The sequence below is a fragment of the Pontibacter sp. LHS2 genome, assembly GCF_058932845.1.
The window spans coordinates 510,230-537,042 of record NZ_JBZYWG010000003.1 but is presented as its reverse complement, the minus strand read 5'-3'; the positions used below and the strand labels follow the sequence as shown (position 1 = coordinate 537,042).

Here is a 26,813-nt window from a genome sequence, read left to right as displayed (position 1 = left end):
TAAATTGTGGTAAGAATTGATCGATTAGAATTGTAAATTTATTGTTGAGAAGCGAGGGTATCCCTGTGATAAAAATACAGAGCTGGCCTCGTTCCTGCTATTTACCTCCACACGTTTTTTACCCACCCACTTAAGGTTCATGAACGAAGAACTCCTCAAACTCATCCAAGGGTTAAATCCGGACAAGTTTAAAGACACAGAGAAGACTAAGCAATATTTTTCCAACCCTGAAAAATATGATATTGCCATAGACATGCTGCGTCAAAAGTATAAACCCGATGCAGATCCTATCAAGTTTAGAACTTATATAGATGGCAAATATGGCAGCAATATTCAGCAGAATCAAAGTGAGCAGTCATCGCACGAGGGGTTGATTAAATACATCGCCGACAAGCACTACGGCGGCAAGCACCACGACAAGATCGCCTCAAAGCTGCTGGCTGACGAGAAGATGTTCGGCACTGCGCTGGACGAATTCCGGCAGGAGTACTTTAAGGATGTAAAGCCGGAGGACTTCACCGGCAAGTACTACAACAAGTACGGCAACCCCTTTGCGCAGCAGGCACCGGCACAGAAGCCCAAGCCGGAGTCTTCCGCAACGGGCGCAGAAAGCGACCAGGTTGATCCTGCCATAGCCGACGCTGCCCGTCAGAAGGCTGAGCAAAACATGGCAGATCCCTACAGTCAGATTAAGCCGGAGGGAGGCTTCGTGGAAGGACTGGGCTATGTGCCTGCTACCACGGTGATTCGACCTGAGCAGCCGCAGAATCCGTTGGAGATGGAGAATCCCTACGATCAGATAAAGCCGAGCCCTGAAAGGCTGGCGGAGCTGGAAGCTTCCATGGCACCGGACAGAAGCGGTTTTGTGGGTGCAGTGCAGGATGTGGGCGCCAGAGGATACAACGCGCTTATACCTGGGCTGGTGAATACTGGCGCCTCGGTGCTGGAGTTTGCTGGTGATACCCATGAAATGATGGGAGGCGGTAATGCGACCGACAGCAAATGGTCTGATGAGTGGGCCGATAAAATGCGCGGCACTGCCAAGGACATGTCCGCCTATGTGTCGCCGGAGGGCATGAAGTCCATTGTGGATGATCCTTACTCACCGCGTGCATGGTTTGGTACGCTGGCGGAGGCTGGTGCGACGCTCTCGCAGATAGTTGTGGCAGGCGCTGCAACAGGTGGCACAGGCGCACTGGTTGCCGGTGGGGCTCTCGGGCTTAATTCCGTGTACGAGGCAGCCGATGAAGCTGGCGTGTCGGATAACGACAAGGTAGCACTCGGTATCGTGCTAGCACCTGCCATGGCCGTACTGGAACGCATGGGCCTTGAGAAAGTAGTGGCGTCTCCTGGCGTGATGAAGGTAATCTCACGCGAGGTGATCAAGCGTACTGGGGGCAAACTCACTACGGAGTCTGTCGCTAAAGCAACATCTGAAATAATTCCTGAGCTGGTGAAGCGCAACGCTCCTCAGATTGCCAAAGGAGCTGCGGTGGAAGGCTTAACCGAAGCCGCTCAGACCGGGCTGCAGGAGAGTGCGGAAGTAGCCTATGACCGTACCCTCGGCGAAGGCAAGGAGAAAGGGCAAGGCAACTACGGTACGCCGGAAGACCTTGGTGAGGCCATGGGGGAAGTGGGCAAGCAATCCCTTGCGGCTGGTGTCGTCGGCGGCATCGTCGGCGGTGGCATGGGTGCAGCAATCGGCAAAGGCAAAGTATCAACACCAGAGCAGCGCATCATCGCCCTGGAAGAGGAACTGCAAAACCCGGAATTGAAACCAGAGATCCGCGAAGTACTGGAAGAAAAGCTGCTGGACATCACCTCAGAGTCGCCACGCTATGGCAATCAGGTATACAACGCCCCTAAAACCAGGCAGGTGAAGCGCATGGTGAAGGACGCTTACGGAGATTATCACAAACGCACCTATACTGTAACAGATGAAGAGCCAGGCATTGACCAATCAAAAACCAAAGCCGCTGACCCTGAGCCAGTGAGCAGAGCAGGAGAAGTGGCAGCGGTTAGAAATGGGGCCGATAGCAAACCTGCAACCCAGGCAGCGCAACCAGAAGCTACTGGAGTTAAATCAGAAGTGCCTAGTACTAAGTTAAATGATTCAGCAGATAGAGAAGATGTAACTTATGTCAGCCCTTATGTAGACGGCATGATGGAGGCGCCGCAGACTGAATCTGAAAAGATGTTTATAGTCAATGAAGCAACAGGAGCTTTCAAAGTGAATCCGGAGAAAGTGGACCTGTTCCTGAGTAGCGTGGACACTAACGACTATGTGGGGGCGAACATCACCGGCGCCGACGCCAAACAGGCGGTGCTGCAGATGTCCGGTAGGCTGGAGAAAAACGGTAAGGGGTGGAAAGTGGTGGAGAAGCTCAGCAAGCCTGAAGTTACAGAGGTTATTCCTGTTGACGCGACAGAGGCAATTGCAGCCTCAGAAAGCAAACCCGAGGCAACAAGTATCAGTCAGGTTGTATCTTCTGTTCAACCTGAACTAGTCCAGAAGAGCCAAGGAGTACGTAATAATAGTGATGTTCGAGAGTCAATTGAGTTCACAGAGAATGAACAGATGCCTAAAAATGAACAGTCTGCAACTGTCAAAGAATCCTTCACTGTTGGTAACACTTCCTATACTGTAGAGATACAGGATGAAGATTATAAAGTTACCAATGCTATTACTGGTAAAGTATTGTCGAACCCCAATGCCGTCAATTATCTGGCAGCGGTTAAAGCGTTTGAAGCAAAGCATCAGGATGTCGTACCAGCCACAACCGAGGCGAAAGCACCACTGACAGACAAAGTATTATCAACTGATTCACCACTAGTAGATCAGGCAGGCGATAAGTCTCCATCGAACACTCCAGCACTGATCGATGGGGCTAATATGAAGAAGTCGGACAGGTTGGTTAACAGAGCGGGAAGCGAGCAAGCTGCTGCACTGCAAACTAGCCGTTCAATCGCACCAATCGGCGCCCCCCTACCCGATCCTTCAGTGCCTGGAGCAATAGCGCCAGATCCTATCTATGGCGGTAAGCCAAAGCAATTAAACCAGATCATGCTCGACATGGGCAAGGTTGTAAAAGGCAAGCTGCATTATACGAGGAGGCCAGGAAGAGTAAATGCACTCGGGTCATACAATCCACGCAATGCAGCTGTAGCGATTAAGTATAGGAATGATCTGAGTACAACAGCCCACGAATTAGGTCACTCCCTGGATGATCAGTACGGCATCTTACAGGGTATACCTGATGGGCTCCGTTCAGGTGTTGAAGAGGAGCTTATGCAATTGGCGCCTTACGGCTCTAAACCTCCCAAAGGACATCCTGAACCACGGCAGTACGAGCTGGGAGAGGGTGTGGCGGAATGGGTGCGGTCCTACCTGATCAACCCTGAGGCGGCCCGAATGCGCGCACCTGGTTTCTCTGAGTGGTTTGAGCAGGTGGTGCCGGCTAAAACACTGCAGCAGATTGGGGGATTTTCAAATGATATACGCACTTTCATGGGTGCCTCAGCGCACGATGCCATCATGTCTAATGTACAGATGGAGCCTCAAAAGGCGGAAGGCGTCATGGCATCGCTGTTCAATAAGCAGGACGGAAGTTTCAGGCTAAACTGGTGGGACAAACTCTCTACAGCATGGTTTGACTCGCTTCATCCATTTAATAGAGCTGTAGAGTATGCCAAAGACGTAAACTCAAGCAAGGAATTAAGCCCAAGTAAAGATCCAATAATTCTTGCAAAGCTGTTAGCAGGCAGAAACGATAAGGTTAGCAACATCCTTGAGAACGGGCTTATAGATGGATCGATGAACCGTGTAGTAGACGATGCCACGGGCGAGCACATGAGCCTGCGCTGGCTGTTGTCACCTCTTGACGCTACTGATGCAGCTACTGTTAAGCAGGAGCAGCAGGAGGTCATCTCCTACATGATTGCGGAGCGTTCGCTGGAACTGGTTGACAAGCGCATTCAGACAGAGATTGAAGAAGCGCTGTCTGAAGGCAAGTACGTGGATGTGAGTATAATAAACTCAACCCCACGCTTTCAGCGGTTTGCTCAGCAAAATGCTGAAAATAAAGAGAGACTTTCAAGCAAAGTTCAGCAGTTGTTGGATATGCGCAACGACAAAAAACGTGCTGTCACGCAGTCCTATGACGATCAAATCGCTAACTGGAAAAGCTTTTTGGAAGAGAAGGTTTTGGCAATACAGCAGGCCAAGGCAGGTAGGCAGGTTATGCTTGCCAATGAAGCGGCTTTGCGTTCGCTCGACTCCTACGAAGCCGCAAAAGGCCTGTCTACTGAGAGCAAGCGCGTCATCAATAAGGTGAGGGCGCTACTCCTGGCAGCAAACGAGGGTTCTTCTAAGGCTGAAAAGAAAGCAAACAGGGCACTTGCAGCTTCAGAAGTAAAACGCATTACTGATACCATTGACGAGCGCATAACTGGCTTGGAGCGGGTGAAGAATGTAAAGCTACGCAACCTGGACAAAGAGTTTGAGTTGAAGGTGGCACCGTTGCAGTCCAGTAGGTATATCGCTAAAATCAATCTGTCAGATGACGATATCGTCACAGGTATTGGTGGCGGACTCTTTAAAGATACGGATCAGGCCAGAAGAAGACTTGATGAGATGGAAGCTCTGAAAGGGGCTGATATTACCAAATACGACCGAATCAAAGAAGCGGTAAGGAGATATCAGGCTTTTTCAGATCAGGTGCTGCAGTATATGGTCAGCAAAGGTCGCATGTCACAGGAACAGTATGAAGCTGTGAAGGCAAACAACACCCAGTACGTAGCGTTGAACAGAGCCCTGGAAGCTGCACCTGGTGATGAAATTATTGTTCACAGAGGCAAAGGCAGCACACTGGCCAGTGCCGGAGCGGTGATGCATAACGTGAAAGGTTCGTCTGCGACAATCAAGAACCCCTACGCCTCTCTCCTCGACTTTACCAACAAGGCTATACACGAGTCTGACAAAAACGAGTTTAAGCTGGCAATGCGGGAGCTATTCACAGGGACACGCAGCATGTACCATGGGGATGTAGAGTCTTTATCAGAAGTAGCAAGGCCTGCCGTCGAAGGAGACAAGAACACGATCCGGATTTTCGTGGATGGCAAAGCGGAGCATTGGCAACTGCAGGATGATGTATACAAGGCGCTGATGAACCTGGAGAGTGCCAATGTTGGGGATTCAGGTTTGGTGAAAGCACTTACAATACTGCCTAAGCTAACACGATGGACCGTTACCAATTCACCGGTATTTGCTGCCAGAAACAAAGTGAGGGACATTCAGAACTGGCTGGTGGTGTCAAAGAGCGGGCCGCAGCGCGGATTCACTTTTAATAAGGAAACCCGCAAGAAGATGCGTGAGAATTACGAGCTGTTCGGTGGCGGTCAGGCAGGGCACTACCTAAAGGACGAGGCCTTCTATTACACCCAGATGGAGATGATCATGGAAGATCTGGCGAAAGACAAGCGCTTCATTCTCACTGATCCAAAGAAGCTTGCAGCCCGTGCTGGCAACTGGTACAAACACATACTCACTGAGTCTGAAACCTCAACCAGGCTAAACGAATTTACGGCCGCCTACAGGAAAGCTAAAGCCGAGGGGATGGATGAGTACAGCGCCAATATTAAAGCCGCTTACGAAGCCCGAGATTTGATGGATTTCGCGGTTGCAGGCAACTATGCTAGGGAGGTCACAAAGTTTATTCCCTTCTTTAACGCCGCTATTCAAGGGCTCCGGAAGACGGTGCGCACAGCCAAAGAGGATCCTATGGGCTTCATGGCTCGATGGTTTCTGTTTGTAGCTCTTCCGTCACTGGCAAACCGTATGCTCATTGGCTCAATGGGGGAAGAGAAAGAAAAAGAATACCAGCAGCTGCCAGCTTTCCAACGTGATTTATTTTACAACATCCCTATCGGTACAGACAAATGGTTGGCTATTCCCAAGCCGTTCGAAAATGGAGTGTTGGGTTCAGGCCTAGAACGCCTGTTGGACATGGCTTTCTACGGCAATGACAAAGCGTTCGAGGGATATGCTGGCTCTGTGGCTAGAACCATGCTGCCTGTTGACGAGGCTGCTTTGGCTGGCCCTGCGCGTTCATTGGTTGAGATCGGGGCGAATTACGACTTCTTCCGTCAAAGGGCGATTGCTTATGATAACGAACTGACGCTGGAGAAACGCAATACGGACAAAGCATCACAGCTCGGACAATGGGTGCAAAAGGCAGTGGGGATAGACGCCCGCTACATTGATCACGCAATAGGCTCTAACGCTACTTACTTTGGTAACTGGGCTATGAAGCTCAGCGATGAGATCGCTTCAGATGACCCTTCCATAGGCTTCAATGCCTCTGATACTGGTTTTGTGAAAAGCGACCCGGTATATAATGCCCTGGATGTCCAGTGGGTTATCGATCAGGCGAAAGAGTTAGGGCTGAAGAGTGGGAAAGACTACAAAGAACTGAGTCGCTTATTGCAAGATTACTATAACGCTTCTAACGCGGACGATAGAGCCCAAAGAGGTGCAGTAGCAAGGGAATACGCTACCCGCCTAAGAGCTTATTGGGAAAGCATTAACGTTGCAGGTCTAGTGAAAGAGGATAAGAAAGTTAAGAAGATGCCAAAGAAGCGTTAGCACGGGTTAGAAAGCTGATGGGGACCCTATCGGCTTCCCTAACCAATTGTTCTTAAAGAGAGCTCAGATATACTTTCATCAGCTTTTCATTATCTTTCATTGATACTGTAGTTCCCATTTGAGCAAATTATTTTTATTCTTAGCGCTCAATAAGTTGTTACTTGAGTAGTTGTGGAAGTAGTAATGAGTATCCCTCTGCCTTAGTAATATTCCGCTTACATCTTTCATAAAGTTCTCAGGAGAATAAAAAAGCGCATCTTCAAGAGAATGATAATCAGAGCCAGTTATTAGGTCTTCAACACTTGACCCATATAGCATCCTGTAAATATCGCTTTCATCAATCCAAGTTTCGAAATCGACATAAATGCAGATAATATATGGCAGTCTATACTCTGAGATTAACCCTGAATACTTGTTTGCCTTTTTCAATAGTGAACTAGATTTTGAGCTGACCCTCCTGAAATCTGGGACCGCAGCATTAAATCCAGACATCGAAAGAGCATGCTCATATTTTTCAGAATAGGATTCAAAACCGATTGTTAACATGTTGTCGAAAGTGATTGTATCTATTTTCGATCTCTCAGATTGTAGCCATTCTTTTATAGTTCTAGCGCAATTATTGATATCAAGCTTATTTACATCTAGCTCCTCCTCGTCGATAGAAATATGAAGTAAACACCCAACAGGTATCTGCTCAATTTCATTAACTAATGAATTTAAGAATTTAGTTATGATAGTTCGTTGTTGTATTGGGTTTAATCTTAATACTTCGACCATTATTTTTTGTCCATTTAGTATAATAGTCCAGTCAGGCCTTTTTGTATCGTATTTCTCTTCAAAGAACAAAGAAGCTCCTATAGAGTCAAAGAATAAACCAAAATTGATCTCTGTAATTGTTGACAAAAAATTACTCTCGTTATGCTCTTTTCTGATTTTGTCTAACAATCTTATTTTATGCTTTAGCTCGAGTTCTTCAATACTTCTTAAAAGTGCTGGTTTGGAAGAGAAGAAAGAATTAAATGGGGAACACATAATGGGAAACTGATTCTAAAGTCTTTATTGTGGTTTTTATGCAAATGATGGTGAATATATTTAATTTATTATCAGCTGCCTACAGCTACAAAATATTTTGTGAAGATGCTTGAATATAAGAGATAACTGCATAGAAGGAGGGGGAGGGGTGCTGCAAATGGAAACGCCTTTTCCTGACCGGGTGGGGTGCGATTTCCGGGCTGGCGTTTCATTTTTTTATATGGTATACCTAAACGTTTTGATAGTGGCAGCCATCAGCACCAGATGCCATTCATTTGGACAGCCTAGCGTGTCGATGCACGATGACTAAGACAGTGACGTTATTATGGTGGTGGGAAAATGTAATGACCTGATTGGTTAGTGATTATGGAGTTATACCTGCTTTAGCTACTAGGGAAAATTACGCTAAAAAGTAAGCTAACAAGCAGTAACTTTATAGTAGAATAATAGCTAGCCTTTAATCTAAACCAAGCAACCATGGCATTTCCATTCTTAGCAGCAGCGGCCGCACTCCCTGCCATTTATCAGGGCATCACTGGCATCAAACAAGCCAGACAGGCTAATAAAATGAATCCTGTTCGCCCTACCTATACTATACCAGGCGCAGTGGGTGAAATGACGGAAATAGCCCGCATGGGCGCCAATGGCATGATGCCTGGTTTCGGCACGGCGCAGAACAACATTCAAGGCGCAACCTCTAACGCGGTCAGATCCGCGCAGCAAGCTGGCTCCGGTAATAATGTACTAGCTACTATTGCAGCGGCTCAGGGTAATGAAGCAAACGCTCTGAACAACCTGGCAACGAGTAACTCTAACTATCTCTTTGGACAGCGACAAAACCTGCAGAACGTGTTGCTTAATCAGGCAGGTTTTCAGGACAAGGCCTGGGACTACAACCAGCGCCAGAAGTATGACGAAGAGGCGGCAGCTAAGGCAGCGCTTAAAGAGTCAGGTATGCAGAATCAAAACAACGCTTTAGGAGGCCTTGCAAGTGTTGGCATGATGGCAATGCAGATGAAGAAACCGACTATACCAGGTCTTGGGAAGCATTATATCCCGGGTATGGACCTTCAGCGCGGAGCGATACCAACTCCTAATCCCTACGGCACTTACAACGGCTTTCCGCTGAGTTAGCAAAATTTATGAAGGGGTAACGCTACACTACACCCCGTTGAGTGCTCTAAGATAAACTGAGTATACAATGCCCCAGCTATGCACCCTAATTAGCTGGGGCCTTTTTTGTTGATAAATGTTGGATATGCAAAACATATCATTTATGTTTGCGTAGAGCTACCTACTATGGCAAAGTCACAACACTCACGATTCGTTACCCCTTATAAGTATGCGCAGCTTTGCGGAGTGTCTGATTCTGCTATTTATGGCCGTATTGAAAGAGGAGCATTAGAAGTGATTGAGGAGAAAGCAATTGATGGCACTGTTAAGCGTTATATTGATACAGATTTATTCCCTCCTGTAAAGCTGAATGCATATCCAATAGAATTTAAGGGACGCAAAAAGAAGGTCGAATAATTTTTTAGCAAAAATGTTGGGTATATAAAACATTTATTTACCTTTGGCGTACAATCACTCAAGGGGCGCAGCAGGTGCCTTTTTTAAAATCATAAATGTTGGGTATATACAACATTGTAATTCGTAAATAAATCAGACAACAAATAAATCTAGAACCATGGAAACTTTAAACCAACAAGACGCAAAATCAATTACCGGCATCACTTACATACAGTATGTAAAGGAGCTGGAACAGAATAATCTCGAACTACTTACAAATTGTGTGATCGAAGAGATGGGAGAAAGGTACTGGGGGACAGCTTACAGCCGTAAACATGTTTCACCGGCTATGGTGCATTTCGCGCTGATGGAAGCAGACCCTGAGCTGTGCCCTATAAGTAATTACTATGCATACGCGCAGTATGAATATGGCAGAATCTCTTTCCCTGTAGAAACAAAACTAACAGTATCTGAGACTGGCTATAGCGCTGTTAGCAGGATCATTAACGGCCTGCTACATGAAAATCCTGTGTATATGGCTAAGCTCAGAGCATGGGCTAAGCAGAAAGGTAAACCAAAACCAAAAGCCAGGCCCGGCGGCCGGGGCGAAAGCACTAGGCATTCTGTGACTAAACAAATTGCAAGCGCCTTACTAGTAACTACTTCATTGAACTGCCTGCCAAGCACATCCCTTAACCTTTGCTGTAAAGCTATTACAGGAGGCTGGGCACCTCTTCTGAGGCAAGGGATAAGAAGCAATTGATCGACCAGTTAAGCCCGTCTATGGTGATCATTACGAGGCTGTATTGCAGGAATTGTTTTAAGGAATAGCGGCACAACCAGGTAAGTTGTGCCGCTCTCTGTGTTTAGGAGTTATTACAGGGCCTGCAGCGGGCTAATAGCAGGCCGAGAACGCCTTATAAACTGCCGGTCTATACTCTTGTTCAATAACTGCTTTTATCTCTTCAGCGTGCCCTAAATGGTCGTGCCACTTCCACTCATGCTCGCCGATGCGAACAGATGGAAACCTGCTCCGGTTTGACTCCTGTAATCTCTCTCCTGTTATGGGATTGATTTCGTGCACATAGGTCATATGTGCTACCGCCTTAGGGTCAAGATAAGCCATTCCCCTAAGGTTACCTTCTATTTCTTCAGGAGTGCACCCGGATTCCTCTGGAGAATGCCTGAGCTGGAAGGTTTTCACACTCATGTCTCGATGCAACACATGCATCTCAATCTGTACTACTTTTTTCTCGAGAAAAGGCTTTTCATTTTGCGGCTCTTCAATCCCAAAATAGCTGCCTATCCAAGGGAGGCGCCGAGCTGCTGAGTTAATGAATTTATTAGGCTGTGATACAGAGGGGAGTCCTCCTGTAGTGGGAGTAGGTTTTACCATCATGATGTAATACTTTTAGGATTTTTGTAAAATGTGAAAACCTGCTATACGTAGTTGTCCTACCGCGTATTACGGCGGCCTGGCCCTTTCGGGAGCCCAGCAACATATATAGCAGGCGCTTATAGTTTAATTCAAACTTCAAATTCACGGTGTAATACTTTTAGGAGCACACAAGAAAAGAAGAAGTTTGTATATAAGCAATTGCTATAGCAGTATTCTTTATGCAGGCAAAATTTTTATTCTAGCCCTATTACATTCAATGTATTGTTTCTAATACTAAGCTATAAAAATACTGGGAATGTATGAATAAGAAAACTCACGCCGCTAGGATCAGTACCAGAGTTACTTTTATCTTAACAGCATCAATTAGTTCATAGGTAACGAGCCGACTGAGTGCCAGCTGTGGAGAATGTAGAGGGTCCTGATAGGGAACCTACTAGATAACCTACTAGATAACCAGCTAATGGAATTATCGTACCTCATACTAGTGTTTACTGGATGTATACTTCATGCATAGCTAATGCATACTTATTTTATACCCATTGCATACCCAATATAATACTTTATATTTGTGGATGTTAATGGAATGGATCTTGTAGATGTTTATGAAGGTCTGACATTAATTTTACATAGAAATGGGCAAAGACGCTAAATACAGAACAGACTTTCTGTTCGCCACTACTGGCTTCCTGATGGGGGCGGGCAGTGTAATAAACATGGCAGGTAATTACTTTGACTATAACACATCGCCAAATGGAGAAGTCGCAGATATGCGCGCACTAGAGAGTGATTGGGGGATGGTAGGAGAGGACCTGAATTCTGCCTTTGAGGAATATAATTCTAAAAACTCCGATAAGAATCAAGAGAAGCATGTCGGCTAAACCGCACGGACAACCGCAAAAGAGGGGGCAGGCTAGTAATGGCGCTGCCCCTATTCGTTTAGAGCAGCTCCCGCCCGATGTAAGGAGTATTGTTCAGGCGTTACCCGCTGATAAGCGCACTGAGGCGATGCAGGTGTTCACACGCATCTCCATAACCTCTTCGCATAGTGGCCCTATACCTCACCCTGAAACTCTAGAAAGGTACGAAGGAATATTGCCAGGGGCTGCGGACAGAATACTATCAATGGCCGAGAAACAACAGGATCATCGAATTGACTTGGAAAAGACTGCTATAAGGAGGCAGTTAAACCAAAGCAGCACGGGGCAGTGGATGGCAGGCTTTTTGTCATTAGTGCTTGTGATCAGCGGCAGCTTCCTTGTATACGAAGGGCATGACTGGGCTGGAGGAACGATTATTACCTCGACTTTAGTAGGCTTGGCTTATGTTTTTATAACTGGAAAACAAGCTCAAAAGGAAAGTCTAGACCAAAAGAAGTAAGCAAACAAAAAAGCCACCTATTAAAGTGGCTTTTTTGTTTGCTTACTTATAGGCTTTTATCGCATCAATATATCCTTTGATTGAGTCAGTATACTTAGTTTTAAGTAGTGTCATCTTCTCTCTGGCCTCATCATCAGTAATCCAAGAATCAGACGTGTTTGACATTTTATGAAGAGCTATGTGAAATACAAGTTTCAATTGGTCCATGTACTGATCTAGCAGGCGTTCTAGATCATGTTGTAAATTTTCCTTGGAGAATGTTAAGCGCATGGTTTCGGGATAAGCTTCAAACTCGCTAGGCTTGGGAGTTTTCATAGGATACCCGTCATAATGTTTGATGCAGTTGTTTATCCAGTTCAGACGATTGATAATTCTGGAGTTCTTCCAATCCTTAATACGATAGTTAAATACAGTCTCGGAATATTTAGCTAAGGACATAGGAGCCATGTCTTCCTCTTCATCGTCTGAGATAAGCAGCTCGGCATGTCTGATTAAGTCATCGACGTAATTTTCGAACTTATGGAACATGCCAACATATCCTAAACGAACGGTCTCGTAGTAGTTTTCTTTTAGCTCTTCTCGAGATAGGTGGAGCAGGTGTTTGTATTTTGATTTGTTTATTTCATTTACTCCATCCACTGCTGATTTAGATGCGGCAGGTATATAATAATTCAAAAACAGGGCTTTGTAAGTATGCAGCTCCGAGTATCGCCTGACCACGAAATGAAATATCTTTCTACCTTTTTCATCTTCTTGACCTAAGTGAAAATTAGGAATCTTCGAGAATTCAACAGTTAATTTTTCTATTAATGCGTCGTATTGATTTACCTTCTTCATACAATAGTATAGGATAAATGTCCTAAATAGTGGATAATGTGAATATGACACTTTTCCTTTATCCCTTGCACCCTATATTCCATTCTTCGTATACTTACTCCATGAAACGGCTTGCCTAGCCGGGAAATCTAGTCGACCCATGTAAAGGGATTATGAAGATCAAGTAACTAGGATACAGAAAAGGGCGCCTTTAGAATAAGAAGTGCCTGTGAGGAGGAGGAAGGCTCCTCCCATATGTTAAGCCTTGTGGCGTTCACCTACATTAACCGTTCAGGCTGGAAAGAGTCTTTAAAGAAGAAGGTGGATGGAGTCAGCTGCTCGGCAGGCTTAGCTGCCATCAAGCCAGTCAACAGTAACAGGATGAGTAAAGGTAGCCTCATGTGTAATTAATAATTAGTATTTGCTTATCGATCCTTAAATCTTGCTAACAGCCCGTTTTCGATCACGAACACATCGCCGCTGCTCTTATTGCCATATATGAGTATCTCCTTGGTTTTGGTCTTTAGGACCTCAATTTCAATTTTATCGGGATCTCTTCCTTTAGAATCAATGACCTGTTCACGAGTCATGCCTATCCAAAAGTCCTCGTTGTAGATCTTATCTGTCAAGTCCCCATATTTGTCATTGAGGTAGTTAATGCGTGCGTAGAACTGGCGTGCCTTTTCCATTTCCGCGTCAATGTGCTCCAATGACCAAGAACGGGCACTGATGTGCTGAATAAGCAGCTCCTGGTTTTCATCGCTCAGCAATCTCTGAGAGTAGCGCTCTTTTACTAGCTCCAGTCGCATTTCATACTGAAGCCTTGTGGCTTCCTCAGCTTTAGCGAGCTGTTCTGATACAACTCTATTGTGCTTTGAGGTCTTTCGTACAGCACGGACGATCAATAAGGCGACAAGGGCTAGGCTAGCCAGGAACCATACTGCGTTATGCTCACTGTCAAAATTGGTTAAAGATGATATAGCTACAATGATGGCCAACAGAATGAGTACTACAGTCCAGAAACTAAAGCCAGGGGTAGCAATTGGAGGATTTGGGTCGGCCGTTGGTGCCATGTTACGGGGAGCGGCGGAGGAGTGCTTATTACTGCTGTAACTGGAGTAAGAAATCCCTGTTCCTTGTATACCGACTGTCGTGCGGGTGCCACGCTTGCTCATGTTAACAGTTGCGCCACGGCCTCCAATAGAGGTACTCATACCAGATTTGCTAATGTTAATTCGCACGCCTGGAGCAATCTTAACACTCCTTCTAAACCTGAATCCCATTAGCACTTACAGTTCACTCGATCCACGTAAGACTTATTGCCATTACTATTCATGTAGTAGCAGCCGCCATTAGGGCCTTTGTAAAGGGTCTTCCCATTGTAGCTTCCGCAAGTAGGGTCTGTTCCTCCATCGCCACAAGAAAATAACAACCCGCAGCTGAATACAGCAGCAAGGATGATTCTGTAAAGTTGTTTCATAATGTTGTGGGTATTGTTATTTTCGTTTTATATAGGTTTTGTTCCCCTTGCTATTGATGTAGTATTGGCCTCCCCTTGGTCCAGTGTGAATGGTTTTTGAGGCTGATGACTTGGTAGATGATGAAGTTGAAGGCTTATAGCTGCTACTTGAAGATTTGTAGCCTGTACTTGTTGCCTGATTATCCTTCTGAGTAGTGATGGCTTTAAAGGCTTTTGACTGCTCGTTATGCTTGATAAAAAGGTCATTTATATATCCAATGTGCTCCCCCGCTTTTACTAACCAGTAATCGTTGCTGTAGTCCAGAAGGATTATGGCATCTCCAGGCGAAACTGAAGCTAAGGTTGCTGCAGTTGGCGATGGTTCCTCTCTAATGCTACCTTTCAGGCTTATAGTTGCCGGCATTGCCGTTCTCCCTTCACTATCTTGTAAGGAGGTCATAAAGGCCTCTCCTTCCATTTTTCTGATCAATGTGTTAACAGCCGAAAGAGAGTCCGTCTTAGCCCTTATTTCGGCTTCTAGGCGAGCTTTTGATGCTTTGGCACTCTGTAGTTCTTGGCTTTCAATAGAGGTCTGTGAATAAGCAGTGCTAGTCATAGACAGTAAGGCGAGGATCACAATATAGAGCTGTTTCATTAGGGATTTATATTAACTTAATATTTTATAGTAGCAATATATAAATAATTGTAATATTGTAAAAATATATTGTTTTTTGCTGATGTAGTGTGTTGTCGCCATATGTGTGCTACAACGTCAGCTCCCTAAACTTATAAGTATGAAAGGTCTATTTTACCAATTGATGTTTTTAATGCTGCTCATTAGTTCATGTACTGGAGGGCAAGAAGATCAAGAAAATGCCTTACCGACCTTCACTGTTGAAAACCAAGAGTTCAACACCAACCTTAAAAAAGCCTCATTCGAGATTAGGCTGGATAAGCGGGCGTCCGAACAGGAAATTGAACGAATTGCCAGGCACATTAAAGAGAACGACCCAGGCTTTGAGCGGTATTATATCATGTACTACCTACCCGATATGACCAGAGGAGCCGGGGCTTGGGCCACTAGTCATTACGACCCTGAACTGAATGTGAGAATATTAGGTGCCTCTGACGAAGAAGAAAATCTAATGCAAAATGCTGCCCTACCGGAAGGTAAGGTGATTGGGAAATGGTTTGACAATCGTCCATTCGCAGAAAGCACTATGATCATCTATGAACACAACGGAGCGCTTAAGCTCAGGCAGACTTTCAAAGACGGATCCTTCGGTGACGAGGACGTTAAGAAGAAGGGCGACAAATATATTTATGAGAATGACTTTGGTGAGTATTTAAAGGTTGAAACTGACGGTAGCCTGGGCTTGTATAGCAGTAATGGAAAGTTCGCAACTGCCAAGAGAGTAGAGTAGTGTAGTTACTACTGTAATAATATTGCAAAGCAATCCTTAAAGACCCTTATTTAGAAATGTCACTAGTAGAGAACTATTTCAACAGGTTTTCTACAACCATAAATGTAAGTGAAACAGAGATAAATTAATCATAATGAAAAGAAAGACCATTATTCTACTTTTATGTTTCGTTGTGGAGCAACTGGCGCTATCTGGTTGCTCATCGGAAGCTGCAACGGAAGTAGCCTTGATAATCAGCATCCAGGAGATTGCAGGTAAAACGCTGGCGGAAGTGGAACAAGTTTTAGGTAAATCAGAAGCGCAGGAAAAAGTAACTGGCTACCCTTGCAAAAATACTGACTGCACCCGGGAGTACTTCCAGAATGGCAAGTACGAGATAATCTTTAGAGAGGGCGCTGCCAATCGGATTACAATCAACAACACGCCGAATCTATCCGATTCGGAAAATGCCATTACTTCATTAGGCCTTCCAAGTTCGAAGGCTACCTTCGCGAATCCCAATACAGTCATGCGCTGGAATAATGTGGCAAGCTTAAATGAAGTAGCGTTTTACACTGACTATGTACTGGTGCAAGTGACAAAGGCAGAATAATTTAATACTTCCCCTGCCACTTGTGTCCGTAGATCGTGCCATTGCTGTTGACATAAAACATGCGTACAGGAGTGTAGCCCGAATATTTCGGTCCGGCATAGTGAGTGACACCATTGGAAGCGATGGCAATTTGCCCTGCCAGTTGCCCATGGCTCACTTTGTCTCTATAAATAAGAATGCTTCCGCCGTTAACGTCTTCAGTAATTTGAGTGGGATATCCCCAAGCCTGATACAGGCTAGATTGGTGTTTGCCTATCCAAGCGTCCATGCCCTTATTGATCTGTTGGGTGGTGGGAGTGGAGCACATGGCTGCAGTCACAATGGTGGCTAACAGACCATATATGAAAATTAGATCCTTCATAAGATTTGCTCTGTTTAATGTTTTATTTACATATTTATATAAAATATTGGCCTTATGAAAATAACTGAAAAACTTTTATGTATTGCAGGTGTGGCTATTATTATGTCAACAGCTACAGGATTTGCTGTAAGTGAGGAAAAGTATTTTCTGCACCACCCGAAAGCCAGTAGGCAAGAGATAACGGAGGCGATGTATATAAACTATTTGAAGGGGAGCAATCGAGATCGGGTAAATATAGATAATGCTTTTAACCTGCAAGCAGCTCTGATTGCTACTGCCTTGAGCTTTGGGGTAGGCTTTATAATTGTTGGGGCTGGGAAGAGCTCCCTCATCAAAAGGGAAAACAGGAGGTGAAAAGGAAAGTGGCCATGTTATCGGAATGAGCTGTTATGCCTAATAAACAGGTATTCTTTAATTTTTTATATCATCAAAATTATTGCTAGTAAAGCAGATCGTAATAGGCCTAGCGGATTTTTGAATTCGAATATTTGAATATTTAAATTTATTCTTGTTTGTCTGGTATACAGTATAATCGTTACTTTATAGTTCAATAAATAAAACAATCTAAATAATGGGTGAACACTTAGAAGGGTTTTTAAATCACAGAAACCAAGAGTTAAAAAGAAAGCAAGAAGAATACGAAAAGAAATTACAGGAAGCAGCTGATAAGGACTTGAGGTTCAATGCTATATTTGATGATAAATATGGGAAGGTTATAAAGCCATATTTAGAGGAGGCTAAAATCTCTATAGAATCGAACGGGTTCAATGTAGGATACTCTGATTCCAAGATGGGAAATGGGACCGATGTGCGATTTAATATAGCAACATCATCAGGACCAAAGAAAGAACTGAGGTTACATATTTACCCCAATGTCCGTGATGAGAAAATTCATGTTGCTTACATCTCATCTAAGGGGAGTAACAGCAGCAGTAAATCCAAAAATTTTACTCCAGAAGAAGTTACTCCACAAGTGCTAGAAGAGTTTTTGGTACATGGGATGAGAGAGACATTTTAGGGAATAGCTATTATAATAATCCCCTGTGTATTAACGGGGGATTATCAGGTATATAATGCTTTGGCGATAGGAGTTAATGCTTCTAACAAACGAGAATTATAGAATCATATATAATCTTTAAAAGTTGAGAATGGCTCCGTTGATATCTACATAGATCCCTACAGCTTGCATTTCTTTCAAAAGTTTGATCTTCCAGGCACCTGCATCATCAAATTTTTCGTATAGTATGCCCTGTAAATCACTTGGGATTTCGATAGTACCTCTTGTCAGCATGCGAACTCTTTCTTTACCGATTTTACCCAAGAAGTAGCCTAACTCTAGAATAACATTTTGTCGGGCTCTACTATCCCCTCTCTCAGTTAAATCATCTGGTGTAAGTAAAGCTATTGCATAACCGGCGCTTTGAGTTTCTTCTAAAAGCTTGTCAATGATAGTTCTGCCTCTATCTGGCTGCTCATGCAACACTATGCAATTAACACCTGCTCTATTTAACAGGAGTTGTACTTCCCGCTTGAGCTCATTATCGTGGCCGTGAACAATGAAAACTAAGTCTCCTTTGATCTTTTTAGGCGATTCAATATCTACTTCTGGATTTGCATTAATGATTTCCTCTAATGCCTCACCCAAATATCCTAAGAAGGTTTGGTTGAAAGAAGCAACATTGTCAGTCAAACTCCTTTGCATAAAAAGAGATATGCAAATGTTGTCCCCCGACTCTTGAACAGTTCGATATAAGTCAAAAGCAAGAGACTGAGCATCTTCTAAACTCGTAGGAAGGGTCCAGTTGCGACCAAAGCTACTTTCGCTTTCTCCATTAGGCCAATTCGTCCATCTTTCTCTACTCTGTTGATATTTATCAAATACAGGGTTGTCCTTTACTTCTTCATCTAAGTAGTTGAAAAGTTGAGAAACAACACTAGTGAATGTACGATAATTAGAACCAGCAATATTCTGGAATAGAAACTTTATTCTTTCAGGGTTAAGCGCCATAAGAGGTTCTAGGTTAGGGGTTTGATTAGAGGTAGTAGGTGCGCAACTCACGCTCTGATGAAGATAAGAACAAAATGTCTCAATCGTACTAAAGAGATCTAAATTTGTTCGTAATATGTTCGTTAAAATGAAAAAAGGCCCTCAGTATCGTACTGAGAGCCTTTTCGGTGGTCGCGAAGGGAGTCGAACCCCTAACCTTCTGATTCGTAGTCATGACGATAGCCTTTATTGCTAGTATTATATATTAGTAAAAACCGTCTTTTTAGCCAAATTAAGCAATTTTTGTTTCTCCTTGTTTAGTAATATTACTTGACTTTTTGACGGTTTGTGTGCAAATTGTGTGTACAGGAAATAATTTGCACACACATGATACCCGTACTTACTTCCGTCATGCTGGATACCAGAAGGGCTCTGAAAGATGGCTCATTCCCGGTAAGGTTGAGGCTCACCTTCCAAAGACAGCGCAAATACTATAATACGAGCTACTCTTTGAGCGAGGCAGAATTCTTTAAGGTTCAAGCGGAAAAGCCGAAAGGAAAGTACAAAGAGCTTCAGATAGCTTTTCAGGCAATAGAGCAGAAGGCTATAGGCATCATCCGTAACCTTGAAACCTTCACTTTTGAGCAGTTCGAGAAGAAGTACCTGAACACTGCAGTTAAGAACGATGTCTTTACAGCATTTGAGCAGCAAGTCACAAGACTGGTTGAGGAAGGCAGGGTAGGCACGGCCAGCAGCTACGAGAGCGCCAGCCTCTCCTTGCTATCCTTTATTCAGAAAGAACCCCTTACCAGAAATAAGGGCTTATCTAGAGCTAAAGCAACCGAGAAGAGGGAAAACCTGCTGAAGAAACGCAAGCCTCTGGCTTATGCCGCTATAACTGTTGATTTCCTGATGGGGTACGAGAAATGGATGCTTCAGCACGGCCACTCGATCACCACCATAGGCATCTACCTGCGGGCGCTTCGCGCCATCTACAACAACGCCATCGCGGCAGGGGAGGTGAACGCCGACCTCTACCCGTTCGGCAAGAGAAAGTACCAGATACCCTCCGGCCGGAATGTGAAGAAAGCCCTGACGCTGGCAGACATTGAAAAGATATTCTCCTATAAGCCTGCCACCGAGAACGAAGGGCGTGCGCGGGACCTGTGGATCTTCTCCTACCTGTGCAACGGGATAAACGTGAAGGACATCGCCCGTCTGAAGTACAAGCAGCTTGACCAGGAGAGGATCACCTTTGTCAGGGCCAAGACGGAGCGGACCAGCCGCCAGAATATCAAGGTCATTACGGCCATGCGGACGCAGGAAATTGATGAGATCATCGAGAGATGGGGTAATAAACCCGCTTACAGTGAAGATTATGTGTTCCCCTTGCTTGAACCAGGGTTGTCTGCGGAAAGAGAACGGGCAAAGATTCAGCATGCCACCAAGACTATAAACAAGTACATCAAGCGTGTTGCCTCCGCGGTTGGCATTGAAAAGAATATAAGCACGTACACGGCCCGGCATTCCTTCTCTACAGTCCTCAAGCGAGCAGGGGCACCGATAGAGCTTATATCTGAATCCCTTGGGCACTCTAACCTGAAGACGACCGAAAGCTACTTGGATAGCTTTGAAAACGACGTGAAGAAGCAGTACGCTGCACGGTTAACAGCATTTAATATGATTAGCGAGTGAGGTTTAATTAATAGTTAATACGATTCTGCTGTGGAAATAAACAAGGGACCATAATACACTATGCGCCTATAATAATAGATAGCGATGAATATTGGAGGGAAGGTTGTCATGTATTTGACTGGCCTTGACAATAAGCTGACTACTATTGTAGAGTACAGGGCAAAGGCGGTTCAAATACTCTAAATTTAGGTACATTAAGTCTCATAATGAGTAGGAGTCTAGTTCAATTTCAGGTAATCTAGCTTTAGGATCAGCTTCTTTTGAGTAAGGTCGTCAGGTGACTTTTTTTATTTCCTTACATTTTTATGTAAGGAAGAGATCATCTTCATGGTAGCAGCCCAATTTACATACAGCGTAATTGAGATTGGCCTTTAATCCTCTATTATCGTCACGAGGTGTTTATGCCTTTAACTTGTAGTGTAGGTCCATAGTCCTGGAAAATTTTCTATGATTGTCGCGACAACTGAATATACCGGAGAGGCATGTGAGGTATATACCCATATTGGCAAGGCCAATATTTTGCGCATTCTAACTTAAGAGCCCCGCATTAAAAGTTTTTGTGAAGCAGTTCCAGTAATGGAGTAGAAGCCTTGAGCATTAGACTCTTCCTAACAATGGCGCCCTGCAGCCCAAGCATTAGTATATTCCTGCAAATATACCCTATAAATATAATTATTAAAACACTGTATTGCTCAGGCAACCAACAAGGGGTATTCATAATTATATAAAAATCAGCTGGGAATGTATAAAACTATCACGGTAAGGGATGGGTATAACTAAGGACTTATAACCAAACAAAACAAACTATGAACATAACGATGAATAGAGAACTAGTTTCAGTGTTGGCAGAATGTGCCGCAGCCTGTAACTACTGTGCTGTCTCCTGTCTGCAGGAAGACGATGTGAAAATGATGGAGCGCTGTATCCGCCTCGATCTGGACTGTGCCGCTATCTGTAAAATGGCGCTGGATTATGTATCCCGTGATTCGACTATGAAGCGAGACGTGCTGGACCTGTGCGCCAGAGTGTGTCGCGAGTGCGGTGCGGAATGTGAAAAGCATTCGCACATGGAGCACTGCCGTATGTGCGCTGAGGCTTGCCGTCGTTGCGAGCAGGCTTGCCAGCAGGCGTAGTTGTTATTACAAGTTGGTCAAATGCAAGACCTAAGAAACACCCTGATTGTTCTATACCTGCTAGAGCGGTCAGGGTGTTTTTTGGCGTGGACGTGAATTACAGTGCACCGATAGAAGTCCCCATAAAATTAAGAGGCTTAGTAAGTGAATTTTGGTCACATTTTTTAACCACATAATCTATGAAAAAAATTTTATCAGTATCAGAAGCTTTGCTCTTATGCTAATTGCCGTCTTTGTGTTCAGCAGCTGCGAAAATGACCAAGATGTTGTTAGCCCGTTAAGTACCAGCGCAGAGAAAGCGACGAAAGGTCCTTACTGGGGGGCGACAAAGCATTTGACAAGGAAATGCAGCAGATCATCAACTCCATGATGAAGATGATGAACCAGATGGAGATGACCTGCGACCCCGACATTGATTTTGCCAACATGATGATCATGCACCACGAAATGGGTATTAAAATGGCCGACCTGGAACTCCAGTATGGGCATGAGCCCGAGGCACTGGAACTGGCCGAGAAAACGAAGATAGGCAACATGGAAAGTAAAGTACGTCTTGAAGCATTGCTGGCATCGCATCCAGGGGCGGAACCACTCTCGAAGGAGGAGTGCAAGATGTTTATGATGGAGATGCGAGAGGACATGATGGCTATGATGCACTGCATGCGTTCTGTAATGGACACACCTGATCCGGATGTTGATTTTGCCCAGCTGATGATCTGTCATCACGAAGGAGCCCTTGCCATGTCAAACACAGAATTGAAGTGGGGGGATGATGAAATGGCCTTGGAGGAGGCTGAAATGATCATTGAAGAGCAAGCGCAGGAAATAATGGAGCTAGCCGCATTCTTAAATGAGCACGGTATACCGACCAAGCACCATAACATGTAGTAAGTCAGCATGATCTGACTTAAGATTTACAAGCCCGGCTACTGGAAACGTCAGCCGGGCTCTTTAGTTAAATGCCGTTTCATCCGGAGTATAAAATTTGTAGTTTTAGCCTTCATTTACATCAAACAATAGGTATTGCTTACCTTGTCAAAGCCGGTTTAATACCCATACTACAACCCTTACACCATGAACCCCAAAATTACAAACAGCTTTTTTGCTCTTATATTTTGCGCCTCCCTGTCCTATTGCAATCAAACCGCTAAAGAACTGGAAGTACCAGCAGAAGAAACACAGCACGCCAATCATACCCCTAAAATGAGCGAAGGCGCTGTCATTATACAGGATCAACCGGAACCTGATACATTAAGAGGCAGTCTGAAAGCAGAAGCCCATGGTATGGTAGGCAATGCGCACCTGACCATCAATTACCATTCACCAGCCGTGCGCGGACGCAACATCTGGGGCGGCCTGGTAGCTTACGACCAGGTATGGGTGACAGGAGCGCACTCAGCCACCAGCCTGACAACGGATAAAGATATCACCATAGAAGAAAAGCTACTGCCAGCAGGCAAGTATGCCTTGTTCACCATTCCTGGAAAGGAGGAGTGGACTATCATCATCAACAAAAACTGGGAGCAGCACCTGACCGACGATTACACGGAGAAGGAAGACGTATTGCGCGTTACCGTAAAACCTGAAGCAGCAGCGCAGCCACAGGAGCGACTTCGTTACCAGATCGTGTCAGAGGCTGATAGCAAAGGAGCCATTAACATAAGCTGGGACAAGTTGAAAGTAACAGTACCCGTTGCTATTTAGGTGTAGCCAAGAAGCATATTTTTATTCATAAAGCCACTCCGACAGCTGTTGGAGTGGCTTTATGAATTTATAGATGAACCTGAGTATAGCCATATGGATATACCTGAACAAGAAGCAACGTTGCTTACTTGAAAAGACTTATAGGCAAACAATTATACTTTAACAGTTAAAAAAAATGGAAAAGGGAAATTATATGAAGTTTTTGTTGATGCTAGCCGTATCGTTTGTGATCATGTACGGGGTGATGTATTTGAATGCCGATAAGTTTGATCATGTGTACCTGAACCTGAACAGGCTGTACATGGCCCTATTGATGGTGGCGCCTATGGCGCTTGTTATGTTAGGGTTTATGTCGGGAATGTATACAAATAAGAAGCTGAAGTATCATTGTAGCTGTTGGTGTAGTAGCTTTTGCCGGCTCACTGTTCATGCTAAGGAAACAGGCCTTAGTGGATGATAAACAGTTTCTAAAATCCATGATTCCGCATCACTCTTCAGCCATTCTGGTAAGCCAGGAAGCAAACATAAAAGATCCCGAAGTGAAGAGGCTAACGGAGCAGATCATAGAATCTCAGGAAAAAGAAATAGCAGAAATGAAGGCAATCCTAACCAGAATGAGGTAAATCTTATACTGTATCCATGGCCGGATCTTATTCTTGGTGATGCATGTATAAAAACGAAGCCGCCTCTTTACCGAGGGGCGGCTTCGTTTGATAATAAGGTGGACTATTTTACAACCAAAGAATAGTTTAGACCTGTTAAGTTTTTACTGTTATATTTTCCTGAAATGGATCTTGTTTTCATCTTCCCAGACACAAAGCGTTTTTTTATCCGGCATTTCAGCAGTTTCAATATAGCTGCCTTTCCCTACCACAGTTTCCGTATCTGCATTCAGGAATTTTAGTTTTAGATCTGAACCATCTTTCCAGGCAATAACCGGATTTGTTTTTCCGCTGATGCGGCAGTTCCGGCCTCTGCCAATTTGCACTTCCTGTTGGCCAGGCTTTGCATAGAAGATATTCCCTTCCCGTTGCCAGGAAGTGTGAATCGTATTCTTACTATCCAGTAGAATGCCCCCGCCGTCCATGGGACATCCTTCCAGTTCCCAGGTGCCATTCCCTAGTTTCTGTGGCTGAGAAAAGTGTTGTCCGTTGTCAGTTGATTTGGTCAGGTAAAAATCTCTGGAGCCATCTACCCAGTTTCTGAACATCAGGATTACCTGTTTGCCTTCCACATCTATACTTGGCTTACAGCATTCGCACACGGTGCTGTCTGGCGATACGTATACTATCTTGTTTTCTGACCATGCGGCGGCGTTTCCTGTAGTGGAGGCAAACACGATCTTGTTTTGTTTGGTGTTTCTTACATCCAGCCACACAGCATAGAAGGTGTCTTGTTCATCGGAGGCGATACTCATCAGGCCTTCTGGCACTGAGCCCGGTATGTCATTCACACCAGCTGCCTTTATCCACTTATTTGTATCATGGTCCAGACTGTAGGTATGGATATTACCCTGCTTATCTATGGCGGTTACCACCGAGTAATTCATGGAGCTGGCAATCTGAGGCCCCATGGACATGCCCAGGTACAAGCCCTTCAGCTGCCCCACCAGTAGAGGTTCTGAGAAGGTTTGTCCGTTATCTTTGGACGTGACGCAATAAATTCTGTCTTCCAAGCCATACACTACCCTGGTATTCCCTTTTGTATCTACTGCGATCTGTGGCTGACGACCTGCCAGGAGCAGGGTGTTTGTCGTTTCTTGTTCTGTTTTGCTACAGGAGGTATTTAAAATCAGAAACAAGACAAACGTTAGAAGCTGTAATGGTGCCCTCATTCTTTACAAGTTTAAGACAAAGTATACTGTAAGATAAGAGAATTTTTGGAAAGATTCCGCTTGAAGGCAGGTAAGCGAACATGCCTGATGAATACATACAGGCCGTAAAGCGTAGCCGTTGCACAACCTGGTGTAAACTGTCGCGTTCATTTTAAGCAAAAACACATGTTGCTATGGAAGTAATCAAGTTCAAAACCAATGTGGAGAATGAGGAAGCTATATCCAGGGTAGCGCCTTACCCGGACAAAGAAGAAAGTATCAGCAGGTGGAAGCTGGAAACTGGAAGCACAGAAAATATTTTAAGTGTCTCCGGTACAGATCTTGATCCCCAAAGGATTGAAAATGTGGAGCAGGAAGCAGGATTCAAAGCTGAAATCATCCGGGTTATAGGCATCGGTGGCAAGGACTTGTAAAGCCGATAGCAGAAACTGTTAGGAGTGCTTACCATTTAAAACCAGGCATACACTAAAATGATTTTAGTAAAACCCCAGCTGATAGAAAGAGATACTAGTGTTAAATTAATCCGGGAACCTAAATTCAGCCAAGCAGAGATAAATAATAGTGCACCTCCATCTAAAATCTAAAATCTTACACAAGGTTGTGAAAGTGCTCGACTTACGATTGATACACTTCCTTCCAGGGCCAGCCGTCCATTTCCAAAAGGGAAGATAGCAGTCTCCGGCGGTCCTTCAGGGTCTGTTTGAAAGTTAGTTCAACTTCTTCCCTCTTTTTAAGCGGAACTCCTTTCTCCTCCAGTTGCCAAAGATCAGGTGTAGGGGCATCTTCCTGGGGTGAAGTGTTCTTGAGGAAACCTTCTTTTACCATTTCCAGATAAGAATCCAGAGCCGTTTGGAGCATCACCATTTTCACTTCACTCCTTTTAACATCCTGCGAAACGGCTTGCTCCAGGAGCTGATATGCCTCATCCAGCAGCACAACGGCGGGCGCAACAGACAACTGTGCTTGGCTGTTATGAAAGTAATGAATTACAGGAAAGGAGTGGTGGTTCACCGTATGCTGCATTAGCATCTGGCATATGTCTGACACATTATCGAAAAAGGAGGAAAAGTCTTTCCCATTCCAACTGTTTGCCAGTATCTGCTGTGGCGTTTTACCCATGCTGTTAATGTAAAGACTGAGCTTGCTCTGCAAGCCTACGGCAGATAACACCTGTACAAAATAGGTGAGGGAAGCAGTTATGAAAGCTAAGCCAGAGAAAGCTGTGACACTCGTAATGATCCGCCACACATCATTTGATGCCTTATAATCTCCTACTCCCAAAGTGGAAAGTGTAAAACCGGCATAGTAGAGCTTCTCTAAGGGGCTGGCACTGGATAAAGTAGTGCTGTTTACAACAGAGTCTGGATCAGAAAGTAACAGCAGGAACAGACCTGCCCAAAGACCAAGAACCCAAGTCATAAGCGTGCAGGTAAGTATAGACGGCCCCGCATACTCAAGTAATTTGGATTTCCCATTCTTACCCGAAACTAAGAAGAAAATCTTCCATACCGCTCTGGATACCAATTCCGTAATCCGGCCGCCTCCGCTTGAAGAAAAGGTGGTCTTGATGATGTCCAGTGCGATTAAAGTATAAAAAAGAGCTCCCAGGAAGGGATACAGAATGTTCATAAAGTACATAGAATTGTTAGCACGTTCTTCTAAACGCAATAACAAATAGGGAGTTAAAAACATAGGGGTGGCAGATTCATGAAGCCCGGTAAGTTTAGGCTTGGAATCACTGTCAGGGCAGATGTTGCCTGTTTTAGAAGTCCTTGAGCTTTTGATAAAAGCCACATTATGTAAAAACAACTCATGAATATATAAAACAGATGGGTTTACGGAAAGGTA

General features: G+C 44.6%; 26 protein-coding genes. 16 read left to right on the top strand and 10 right to left on the bottom strand.

Annotation, left to right across the window (positions count from 1 at the left end; all coding sequences use genetic code 11):
- Positions 1-139 precede the first annotated feature (139 nt).
- Positions 140-6,643: an LPD38 domain-containing protein gene (locus AC5FX6_RS15590; protein ID WP_493597909.1), complete on the top strand. Its 6,504-nt coding sequence runs from the start codon at positions 140-142 to the stop codon at positions 6,641-6,643.
- Between the two features lie 96 nt (positions 6,644-6,739).
- Here the strand turns inward: AC5FX6_RS15590 and AC5FX6_RS15585 are convergent, their stop codons facing one another.
- Entirely contained in the window at positions 6,740-7,546 is an 807-nt protein-coding gene (locus AC5FX6_RS15585) for a hypothetical protein (RefSeq protein WP_493597908.1), read from the bottom strand.
- 606 nt (positions 7,547-8,152) lie between these two features.
- Here AC5FX6_RS15585 and AC5FX6_RS15580 point away from each other — a divergent pair.
- From AC5FX6_RS15580 to AC5FX6_RS15570, 3 genes are all read left to right on the top strand, one after another.
- A complete protein-coding gene (locus AC5FX6_RS15580; RefSeq protein WP_493597907.1) occupies positions 8,153-8,809 on the top strand; it encodes a hypothetical protein in 657 nt (218 codons plus the stop codon).
- Between the two features lie 165 nt (positions 8,810-8,974).
- Positions 8,975-9,205, top strand: coding sequence for a hypothetical protein (locus tag AC5FX6_RS15575; protein ID WP_493597906.1), 231 nt, complete (start codon positions 8,975-8,977; stop codon positions 9,203-9,205).
- 157 nt (positions 9,206-9,362) lie between these two features.
- Positions 9,363-9,947, top strand: a complete 585-nt coding sequence (locus AC5FX6_RS15570; protein WP_493597905.1) for a hypothetical protein — start codon at positions 9,363-9,365, stop codon at positions 9,945-9,947.
- Between the two features lie 132 nt (positions 9,948-10,079).
- Here AC5FX6_RS15570 and AC5FX6_RS15565 read toward each other — a convergent pair whose 3' ends face one another.
- Positions 10,080-10,583 (bottom strand): hypothetical protein, encoded by a 504-nt coding sequence (locus AC5FX6_RS15565; protein WP_493597904.1) that lies wholly within the window; start codon positions 10,581-10,583, stop codon positions 10,080-10,082.
- Positions 10,584-11,215: 632 nt separating this feature from the next.
- Here AC5FX6_RS15565 and AC5FX6_RS15560 point away from each other — a divergent pair.
- Positions 11,216-11,461 carry a hypothetical protein gene (locus AC5FX6_RS15560; protein WP_493597903.1) on the top strand — a complete coding sequence of 82 codons (246 nt, stop codon included), beginning with the start codon at positions 11,216-11,218 and terminating at the stop codon, positions 11,459-11,461.
- Positions 11,451-11,960 (top strand): DUF2335 domain-containing protein, encoded by a 510-nt coding sequence (locus tag AC5FX6_RS15555; RefSeq protein WP_493597902.1) that lies wholly within the window; start codon positions 11,451-11,453, stop codon positions 11,958-11,960. Before AC5FX6_RS15560 ends, AC5FX6_RS15555 begins: the two co-directional genes overlap by 11 nt.
- 42 nt (positions 11,961-12,002) lie before the next feature.
- Here the strand turns inward: AC5FX6_RS15555 and AC5FX6_RS15550 are convergent, their stop codons facing one another.
- From AC5FX6_RS15550 to AC5FX6_RS15535, 4 genes are all read right to left on the bottom strand, one after another.
- Positions 12,003-12,797, bottom strand: a complete 795-nt coding sequence (locus AC5FX6_RS15550) for a hypothetical protein (protein WP_493597901.1) — start codon at positions 12,795-12,797, stop codon at positions 12,003-12,005.
- A 257-nt stretch (positions 12,798-13,054) separates the two neighbouring features.
- Positions 13,055-13,177 (bottom strand): hypothetical protein, encoded by a 123-nt coding sequence (locus AC5FX6_RS15545; RefSeq protein WP_493597900.1) that lies wholly within the window; start codon positions 13,175-13,177, stop codon positions 13,055-13,057.
- Between the two features lie 24 nt (positions 13,178-13,201).
- Positions 13,202-14,059: a DUF4236 domain-containing protein gene (locus tag AC5FX6_RS15540; RefSeq protein ID WP_493597899.1), complete on the bottom strand. Its 858-nt coding sequence runs from the start codon at positions 14,057-14,059 to the stop codon at positions 13,202-13,204.
- Between the two features lie 213 nt (positions 14,060-14,272).
- Positions 14,273-14,890, bottom strand: a complete 618-nt coding sequence (locus tag AC5FX6_RS15535; RefSeq protein WP_493597898.1) for a hypothetical protein — start codon at positions 14,888-14,890, stop codon at positions 14,273-14,275.
- Positions 14,891-15,029: 139 nt separating this feature from the next.
- On the opposite strand from AC5FX6_RS15535, the gene AC5FX6_RS15530 reads away from it, so the two are divergent.
- Together AC5FX6_RS15530 and AC5FX6_RS15525 are read left to right on the top strand one after the other, a co-directional pair.
- Positions 15,030-15,659 (top strand): hypothetical protein, encoded by a 630-nt coding sequence (locus AC5FX6_RS15530; protein WP_493597897.1) that lies wholly within the window; start codon positions 15,030-15,032, stop codon positions 15,657-15,659.
- Between the two features lie 133 nt (positions 15,660-15,792).
- On the top strand, positions 15,793-16,251 hold the full coding sequence (locus AC5FX6_RS15525; protein ID WP_493597896.1) for a hypothetical protein: 459 nt from the start codon (positions 15,793-15,795) through the stop codon (positions 16,249-16,251).
- Position 16,252: 1 nt separating this feature from the next.
- On the opposite strand, the gene AC5FX6_RS15520 is transcribed toward AC5FX6_RS15525, so the two are convergent.
- Complete coding sequence (locus tag AC5FX6_RS15520) at positions 16,253-16,612, bottom strand: hypothetical protein (RefSeq protein WP_493597895.1); 360 nt, start codon at positions 16,610-16,612, stop codon at positions 16,253-16,255.
- A 54-nt stretch (positions 16,613-16,666) separates the two neighbouring features.
- Here AC5FX6_RS15520 and AC5FX6_RS15515 point away from each other — a divergent pair, with 54 nt between their 5' ends.
- Together AC5FX6_RS15515 and AC5FX6_RS15510 are read left to right on the top strand one after the other, a co-directional pair.
- Entirely contained in the window at positions 16,667-16,966 is a 300-nt protein-coding gene (locus AC5FX6_RS15515; RefSeq protein WP_493597894.1) for a hypothetical protein, read from the top strand.
- Positions 16,967-17,183: 217 nt separating this feature from the next.
- Positions 17,184-17,630 carry a hypothetical protein gene (locus AC5FX6_RS15510; RefSeq protein WP_493597893.1) on the top strand — a complete coding sequence of 149 codons (447 nt, stop codon included), beginning with the start codon at positions 17,184-17,186 and terminating at the stop codon, positions 17,628-17,630.
- A gap of 117 nt (positions 17,631-17,747) precedes the next feature.
- Here the strand turns inward: AC5FX6_RS15510 and AC5FX6_RS15505 are convergent, their stop codons facing one another.
- A complete protein-coding gene (locus AC5FX6_RS15505) occupies positions 17,748-18,620 on the bottom strand; it encodes a TIR domain-containing protein (RefSeq protein WP_493597892.1) in 873 nt (290 codons plus the stop codon).
- A 366-nt stretch (positions 18,621-18,986) separates the two neighbouring features.
- Here AC5FX6_RS15505 and AC5FX6_RS15500 point away from each other — a divergent pair, with 366 nt between their 5' ends.
- The 5 genes from AC5FX6_RS15500 to AC5FX6_RS15480 all read left to right on the top strand — a co-directional run bounded on the left by AC5FX6_RS15500 (position 18,987) and on the right by AC5FX6_RS15480 (position 23,754).
- On the top strand, positions 18,987-20,294 hold the full coding sequence (locus AC5FX6_RS15500) for a site-specific integrase (RefSeq protein WP_116541397.1): 1,308 nt from the start codon (positions 18,987-18,989) through the stop codon (positions 20,292-20,294).
- A gap of 818 nt (positions 20,295-21,112) precedes the next feature.
- Complete coding sequence (locus tag AC5FX6_RS15495; RefSeq protein ID WP_229733913.1) at positions 21,113-21,427, top strand: four-helix bundle copper-binding protein; 315 nt, start codon at positions 21,113-21,115, stop codon at positions 21,425-21,427.
- A gap of 345 nt (positions 21,428-21,772) precedes the next feature.
- On the top strand, positions 21,773-22,315 hold the full coding sequence (locus tag AC5FX6_RS15490) for a DUF305 domain-containing protein (protein WP_116541395.1): 543 nt from the start codon (positions 21,773-21,775) through the stop codon (positions 22,313-22,315).
- Between the two features lie 186 nt (positions 22,316-22,501).
- Entirely contained in the window at positions 22,502-23,131 is a 630-nt protein-coding gene (locus AC5FX6_RS15485) for a DUF2911 domain-containing protein (protein WP_116541394.1), read from the top strand.
- Positions 23,132-23,559: 428 nt separating this feature from the next.
- On the top strand, positions 23,560-23,754 hold the full coding sequence (locus AC5FX6_RS15480) for a DUF305 domain-containing protein (protein WP_317046886.1): 195 nt from the start codon (positions 23,560-23,562) through the stop codon (positions 23,752-23,754).
- A 149-nt stretch (positions 23,755-23,903) separates the two neighbouring features.
- Here AC5FX6_RS15480 and AC5FX6_RS15475 read toward each other — a convergent pair whose 3' ends face one another.
- Positions 23,904-24,932 carry a hypothetical protein gene (locus tag AC5FX6_RS15475; RefSeq protein ID WP_230391907.1) on the bottom strand — a complete coding sequence of 343 codons (1,029 nt, stop codon included), beginning with the start codon at positions 24,930-24,932 and terminating at the stop codon, positions 23,904-23,906.
- Positions 24,933-25,138: 206 nt separating this feature from the next.
- Here AC5FX6_RS15475 and AC5FX6_RS15470 point away from each other — a divergent pair, with 206 nt between their 5' ends.
- Positions 25,139-25,378 carry a copper chaperone gene (locus AC5FX6_RS15470; protein WP_116541393.1) on the top strand — a complete coding sequence of 80 codons (240 nt, stop codon included), beginning with the start codon at positions 25,139-25,141 and terminating at the stop codon, positions 25,376-25,378.
- Positions 25,379-25,580: 202 nt separating this feature from the next.
- Here AC5FX6_RS15470 and AC5FX6_RS15465 read toward each other — a convergent pair whose 3' ends face one another.
- On the bottom strand, positions 25,581-26,759 hold the full coding sequence (locus AC5FX6_RS15465) for a potassium channel family protein (RefSeq protein ID WP_299984931.1): 1,179 nt from the start codon (positions 26,757-26,759) through the stop codon (positions 25,581-25,583).
- Positions 26,760-26,813 lie beyond the last annotated feature (54 nt).